The organism is Photorhabdus temperata, assembly GCF_025384845.1.
GTDB classification, from domain to species: Bacteria; Pseudomonadota; Gammaproteobacteria; order Enterobacterales; family Enterobacteriaceae; genus Photorhabdus; species Photorhabdus temperata.
In genome coordinates this window covers 69695-76133 of record NZ_JAJAFX010000027.1, presented here as the reverse complement: position 1 = coordinate 76133, position 6439 = coordinate 69695, and the positions used below count along the sequence as shown (strand labels likewise).

General features: G+C 44.7%; 8 protein-coding genes. All 8 read right to left on the bottom strand.

Annotation, left to right across the window (positions count from 1 at the left end; genetic code table 11):
• Positions 1–98: 98 nt before the first annotated feature.
• The gene (gene fusA, locus LGZ99_RS12405; protein ID WP_023044364.1) at positions 99–2207 is read right to left on the bottom strand and encodes an elongation factor G; all 2109 of its coding nucleotides are present in this window, start codon (positions 2205–2207) and stop codon (positions 99–101) included.
• A 79-nt stretch (positions 2208–2286) separates the two neighbouring features.
• Positions 2287–2757 carry a 30S ribosomal protein S7 gene (gene rpsG, locus LGZ99_RS12400; RefSeq protein WP_023044363.1) on the bottom strand — a complete coding sequence of 157 codons (471 nt, stop codon included), beginning with the start codon at positions 2755–2757 and terminating at the stop codon, positions 2287–2289.
• Between the two features lie 96 nt (positions 2758–2853).
• Positions 2854–3228 (bottom strand): 30S ribosomal protein S12, encoded by a 375-nt coding sequence (rpsL, locus tag LGZ99_RS12395; protein WP_021322890.1) that lies wholly within the window; start codon positions 3226–3228, stop codon positions 2854–2856.
• A 134-nt stretch (positions 3229–3362) separates the two neighbouring features.
• On the bottom strand, positions 3363–3650 hold the full coding sequence (gene tusB / locus LGZ99_RS12390) for a sulfurtransferase complex subunit TusB (protein WP_036839756.1): 288 nt from the start codon (positions 3648–3650) through the stop codon (positions 3363–3365).
• Positions 3651–3670: 20 nt separating this feature from the next.
• The gene (gene tusC / locus LGZ99_RS12385) at positions 3671–4030 is read right to left on the bottom strand and encodes a sulfurtransferase complex subunit TusC (protein WP_021322892.1); all 360 of its coding nucleotides are present in this window, start codon (positions 4028–4030) and stop codon (positions 3671–3673) included.
• 9 nt (positions 4031–4039) lie between these two features.
• On the bottom strand, positions 4040–4435 hold the full coding sequence (tusD, locus tag LGZ99_RS12380; protein ID WP_036839754.1) for a sulfurtransferase complex subunit TusD: 396 nt from the start codon (positions 4433–4435) through the stop codon (positions 4040–4042).
• Positions 4435–5160 carry a helix-turn-helix transcriptional regulator gene (locus LGZ99_RS12375; protein ID WP_021322893.1) on the bottom strand — a complete coding sequence of 242 codons (726 nt, stop codon included), beginning with the start codon at positions 5158–5160 and terminating at the stop codon, positions 4435–4437. Before LGZ99_RS12375 ends, tusD begins: the two co-directional genes overlap by 1 nt.
• A gap of 285 nt (positions 5161–5445) precedes the next feature.
• Entirely contained in the window at positions 5446–6210 is a 765-nt protein-coding gene (fkpA, locus tag LGZ99_RS12370; RefSeq protein ID WP_021322894.1) for an FKBP-type peptidyl-prolyl cis-trans isomerase, read from the bottom strand.
• Positions 6211–6439 lie beyond the last annotated feature (229 nt).

Below are 6439 nucleotides of genomic sequence, written 5' to 3'. Positions count from 1 at the left end.
TTACGTTCAAATTTTTCTTTAGACACGACTCTATTCCTTAATATCGCTCCCTCGTTATATGGGGAGGGAGCTAAATCTAGATATTAAACCCGAAAAGCTTATTTAGCTTTACGAGCTTCGATAATAGCCTGAGCGACGTTGCTCGGCGCTTCATTGTACTTCAGGAACTCCATGGAGTAAGAAGCACGACCTTGGGTCTGAGAACGCAGATCAGTAGCATAACCAAACATTTCAGATAATGGTACCTGAGCACGTACGATTTTACCGGTAGCAAGATCTTCCATACCGTCAATCATACCACGGCGACGGTTCAGGTCACCGATAACGTCACCCATGTAGTCTTCTGGAGTTTCAACTTCAACTTTCATGATAGGTTCCAGCAGAACTGGTTTCGCTTTCATGAAGCCTTCTTTGAAGCCCATAGAACCTGCGATTTTGAACGCCATTTCAGAGGAGTCAACTTCGTGGTAAGAACCATCGAACAATGCCACTTTAACGTCAACAATCGGGTAACCGGCCAGAACACCATTTTTCATTTGTTCCTGAATACCCTTATCTACCGCAGGGATATATTCTTTAGGAACAACACCGCCAACAATTTCGTTAGCGAATTGGTAGCCTGGGCCACCTGCTTCCATTGGCTCAATACGCAGCCATACGTGACCAAACTGACCACGACCACCAGACTGACGAACAAATTTACCTTCTTGTTCAACAGTAGTACGGATGGTTTCACGGTAAGCAACCTGAGGTTTACCGACGTTCGCTTCAACTTTGAACTCACGACGCATACGGTCAACCAGAACGTCCAGGTGAAGCTCACCCATACCCGCGATAATAGTCTGGCCGGATTCTTCATCGGTAGACACGCGGAATGATGGGTCTTCCTGAGCCAGACGACCTAAAGCGATACCCATTTTTTCCTGGTCGGCTTTAGTTTTTGGCTCAATCGCAACAGAGATTACCGGCTCTGGGAATTCCATACGCTCCAGAATGATTGGAGAACTGATATCACACAGAGTATCACCGGTAGTCACGTCTTTCAGACCGATCGCAGCTGCGATGTCGCCTGCGCGAACTTCTTTGATTTCTTCACGCTTGTTAGCATGCATCTGAACGATACGGCCAAAACGTTCTTTTTTGTCTTTCACTGGGTTAAGAACGGTATCACCGGAATTAACCACGCCAGAGTAGACACGGAAGAAGGTCAGGTTACCAACGAATGGGTCAGTAGCGATTTTAAACGCCAGTGCCGAGAACGGTTCGTTATCGTCAGAATGACGCTCTGCCGGGGTATCTTTACCATCTGGCAGAAGACCTTTAATAGATTCAACGTCAGTTGGTGCCGGCAGGTACTCAATAACGGCATCCAGCATTGCCTGAACACCTTTGTTCTTAAATGCAGAACCACAGGTAACCAGGATGATTTCGTTAGTCATAACACGATGACGCAGACCCGCTTTGATCTCTTCTTCGGTCAGCTCTTCACCGCCGAGGTATTTTTCCATCAGCTCTTCTGATGCTTCCGCAGCGGCTTCAACCAGGTTGTTACGCCATTCTTCAGCCAGATCCTGCATATCAGCTGGAATATCTTCATAAGTGAAGGTAGTTCCCTGATCTTCCTCGTTCCAGTTGATAGCTTTCATTTTCACCAGGTCAACAACACCGGTGAAGCCATCTTCTGCACCAATTGCCAATTGCAGAGGTACTGGGTTTGCAGCCAAACGAGTTTTGATCTGCTCAACAACGCGTAAGAAATTCGCGCCCATACGGTCCATTTTGTTAACGAACGCGATACGTGGAACTTTATATTTATTCGCCTGACGCCATACGGTTTCAGACTGTGGCTGAACACCACCAACCGCACAGTAAACCATGACCGCACCGTCAAGGACACGCATAGAACGTTCTACTTCGATAGTGAAGTCAACGTGGCCTGGGGTGTCGATGATATTGATACGGTGCGCATCAAACTGCTTAGCCATACCTGACCAGAAAGCAGTTGTTGCTGCGGAGGTGATGGTAATACCACGCTCCTGCTCCTGTTCCATCCAGTCCATAGTAGCAGCGCCATCATGAACTTCACCGATCTTATGGTTTACACCAGTGTAGAACAGAATACGTTCGGTAGTGGTGGTTTTACCGGCGTCGATGTGTGCACTGATACCGATGTTACGGTAGCGTGCAATGGGTGTTGTACGAGCCATTTGATTCCTCTATTCCTAGGACGTTCAATTTAAATCTGGGTGGCAGAGCTGCCACCCAGGGCATATCACTACGATGGAATTACCAACGGTAGTGTGCGAACGCCTTGTTAGCTTCTGCCATACGGTGAACGTCTTCACGTTTCTTAACAGCAGAGCCTTTATTCTCGGCTGCGTCAGATAGTTCGTTCGCCAGGCGCAGGGCCATAGACTTATCACCGCGTTTACGAGCAGCTTCAACGATCCAGCGCATTGCCAGAGCATTACGACGAACCGGACGAACTTCAACTGGAACCTGATAAGTAGAACCACCAACACGGCGGGATTTAACTTCCACGGTTGGACGCACGTTATCCAGTGCGAGTTCAAACGCTTCCAGATGTTCTTTACCAGAACGCTGAGCCAGGGTCTCAAGCGCACTATATACAATTGCTTCCGCAGTAGATTTTTTACCATCTACCATCAGGATATTGACAAATTTGGCCAGTAATTCAGATCCGAACTTTGGATCTGGCAAAATTTTACGCTGACCAATTACACGACGACGTGGCATGGAAATACTCCGTTTCGAATTCAGGGTTGTCCAAAACTCTACGAGTTTATTTTGACATTAAAGTGAAAATGTTTGGCCTTACTTAACGGAGAACCATTAAGCCTTTGGCTTCTTCGCACCGTACTTAGAACGACCTTGTTTACGGTCTTTAACACCGGAACAGTCCAGTGCACCACGCACAGTGTGGTAACGCACACCTGGCAAGTCTTTAACACGACCGCCACGGATCAAAATTACGGAGTGTTCCTGCAAGTTGTGGCCTTCACCACCGATGTAGGAAGAAACTTCGTAACCGTTAGTCAAACGCACACGACATACTTTACGCAGTGCGGAGTTTGGTTTTTTAGGAGTGGTGGTATATACGCGAGTACATACGCCACGCTTCTGTGGGCAAGCTTCCAGAGCAGGAACGTTGCTTTTTGCAACCTTCATGCTGCGGGGTTTGCGCACCAGCTGGTTAATAGTTGCCATTATTAAAAAAACTCCTGGTTTTTTTGCTTCGTAAACACGGATAAAATCTCTTGTCTGCCCTGACGGCAAAACACGAGGACGCGGAATTTTATGGCTGACTCGCCGGGGTGTCAAGAAATATACATTTTCTCTGACTACCAGGCGAATTGTTGATGGTGTTTTACCGTCAGGTTAACAAAGTCAGTATAGTCGATAACTTGTACTTTGTCCGAAATACGACCTGCCAATCCCCGCGCCTCAATATCTTCTTTCAGAACATACAATGTAACGCCATGACTCATTAAAGCCGGAAGATAGCAATTACCATCAATGCCTGCCAGTACACCATCCTGAATAAACAGTATGTCATCACCACTGGCAAACAGATTGAATATTACATTGAAATCACATTGATAAGGGGATCGGCCAACAGTATATAGCATATCATCGTCCTTCCAATCGCTCAGAATGTCAGCACCACATCATAGCCAGCCAGTTTTTCACGAATCGCTTTTGCGGGTATCACTTCCGCATCCAGAATACAACCGCGGACTGCGCTTAACCCACGCATGATAAGGTCTTCCTGGCACAAATAATATTTTTCAATATCGTACAGAGGCAAGACCTTAAACGTAGCAATATAGTTTCTGGCGAGGATCCTGTCAGGTTGCTGATTCGGCAGAAGTTGCAGCACACCATCAGAAATGAAAAATACACCAATCTCTTCTGTTAATGCTGAGGTTGCCAATAATGCATCCAAACCTTCTCTGCCGCCAGAATCACCATGAGGTGCTTTTGTAAAGACAAAAGCAATTCTTTTCATTTTTGCCTCTCAGAATTGCACCACACGATCACACGTCAACATGGCTTCAGCAAGCGTTCCCAATCCACTTAATTCAAACCCTTCAGCCAGGTTTGCAACAGGTAAATTCAATTCATTCGCCTGCTGCGTATCAAGGACACCACGGCGAAGAGCAGCGGCAATACAAATATGTATGCCAAACCGATGCTCTGTTGCCATCATCTGCCACGCGTTAACCAAATTAAACTCATCACTGGCTGGCGTGGTCAATTGATTACCGTTATAAACCCCTTCCCGATAAAAAAATACGGTATTCAGTTTATGTCCCATCGCAATCAAAGTTTGCGCGAACTGGTAAGCACTGCTGGCTTGCTGGGTGCCATACGCAGGCCCCGTGACCAGCAGACAATAAGACAGCGAAGACATTACCGTTCGGGCCCTAAGCATTCCCCATTTTTAAACTGGCGAATATAGAGGTAAACAGTATGTTTAGAAATATTTAAACGCTCAGCAACCTGATTAATTGCGTCTTTAATATCAAAAATGCCTTTCTCATAGAGATTCAGAACCACCTGTCTGTTCTTTGCATTATTAGATACATTGCGATCAATATTAACTTCTTCAATAGTATATTCCAGCGTTTGCGCAACCAAATCATCCACGGATGATGCAAAGTTTACATTTGTTGGTGCAACGTCATGGGTTTCCTCTGGAATAAATGTCTGAATTATTTCAGAGAAAGGGACATCAAGATTCATATTAATGCACAAGAGGCCGATCACTCTGCGATTCCGGTTGCGGATCGCAATAGTGACAGACTTCATCAATGAGCCGCTTTTCGCTCGGGTAAAATAGGCTTTGGATACACTACAGTCTTCATCTGTAATGTCATGTAACATACGCAACGCAAGATCAGTGATAGGTGAACCTATTTTACGACCTGTATGTTCTCCATTAGCTATTCTGACCGCTGAACATTTAAGATCTTCCAGTGAATGAAGGACAATCTCGCAATGCCCACCAATCAGCATAGCCAAGCCATCAACTGCGGCTTCATAAGATTTTAAAATTTCGCGATCCGTTTCAGTAAACGGTTGGTTTTCCAATAAATCGATATCATTGATATCACCAGATAATAACGGGTTAGACATTAAATACACCATCCTTCAAACGCAGACAAGGTCTTGCTAAAAACACAACGTGATAAACGTATAAAAATTTCTTGTGAAAATTCAACTATCGCAGCTTAACAGAGATCTCAGTCAAAGATCTTTTCATTCACATCAAATAGTGACGTTAAAACCACATTACATTATCGTCAAGCCATAGCTATTCAGACATTTGGCCTCTATCACAGCTTTCAGTAACAAAAAACCGTTGACAGAATCTCTACCAACGGTTTTATCCACATTCATCAAAGATACTGAGTGAATAGATTACTTAGCTTTGGTATCCGCTTTCACATCCAGCAGCTCAATATCAAACACTAATGTAGAGTTTGCAGGAATGCCTGGAACACCAGCCTTACCATAGGCCAGCTCTGGTGGAATAACCAGTTTGATTTTTCCGCCTTTTTTCACATTTTGCAGACCTTCTGTCCAGCCAGGGATAACGCCGTCCAGACGAATAGAAAGTGGTTCATTACGCTTATATGAACTGTCGAACTCTTTGCCGTCAATCAATGCTCCCTGATAGTTTACGACGACAGTGTCACTTGCCGCAGGCTTTTTACCACTCCCTTCCTTTTCTATTTTATACAAAAGGCCGGTTTTGCTCTTAACGACACCTTTTTCCTTGGCGAATGCTTCACGATATTTAGCGCCTTTAGCTTCATTATCGCTGGCTTCTTTTTCCATCTTAGCTTCAGCCGCAGACTTCACTTTGCCTTCAAATGCACGCAAAGTATTTTCAATTTCGCTGTCATTCAGTTTGCTCTTGTTATTAAAAGCATCCTGCACACCCGCCAACAATTGATCTTTATCCAATGGGATACCCAGAGATTTCTGCTCTTTCAGAGTGTTTTCCATATAACGCCCTAAAGATGCGCCCAGAGCATAAGCATTTTGCTGATCTTCCGTTTTAAATGCGCTGTTCAATTCTGTACTGCTCTGACTATCCGCTTTAGCAGCCAACGCCTGAGGAGCGCTGAAAGCCATCGCCAATGTGGCAGCAAGCAAGGTCACTTTAAACAATAATTTCATCTATTTCTCCAATAACTTTGGGGGATATTTACCGTCAGCAAAAGTTATGCAATCAAGTCACTATAACTGTCTACAGGAGCACAACACAATATTTGCTGCTTTTTAGTGCCCCAAAACTGTTAAGACAACATGAATGAAAAGAGGTTTCATAACAACTCTATTTCACAGAATATTCTGGGCATAATAGGTTACTCTTAATTAATATGAGGTGTCTAACACAAGTCATACA

Excerpts from the sequence above, each read along its gene's own strand:
- fusA (WP_023044364.1), bottom strand. The coding sequence starts at position 2,207 with ATGGCTCGTACAACACCCATTGCACGCTACCGTAACATCGGTATCAGT.
- rpsG (WP_023044363.1), bottom strand. The coding sequence starts at position 2,757 with ATGCCACGTCGTCGTGTAATTGGTCAGCGTAAAATTTTGCCAGATCCA.
- rpsL (WP_021322890.1), bottom strand. The coding sequence starts at position 3,228 with ATGGCAACTATTAACCAGCTGGTGCGCAAACCCCGCAGCATGAAGGTT.
- tusB (WP_036839756.1), bottom strand. The coding sequence starts at position 3,650 with ATGCTATATACTGTTGGCCGATCCCCTTATCAATGTGATTTCAATGTA.
- tusC (WP_021322892.1), bottom strand. The coding sequence starts at position 4,030 with ATGAAAAGAATTGCTTTTGTCTTTACAAAAGCACCTCATGGTGATTCT.
- tusD (WP_036839754.1), bottom strand. The coding sequence starts at position 4,435 with ATGTCTTCGCTGTCTTATTGTCTGCTGGTCACGGGGCCTGCGTATGGC.
- LGZ99_RS12375 (WP_021322893.1), bottom strand. The coding sequence starts at position 5,160 with ATGTCTAACCCGTTATTATCTGGTGATATCAATGATATCGATTTATTG.
- fkpA (WP_021322894.1), bottom strand. The coding sequence starts at position 6,210 with ATGAAATTATTGTTTAAAGTGACCTTGCTTGCTGCCACATTGGCGATG.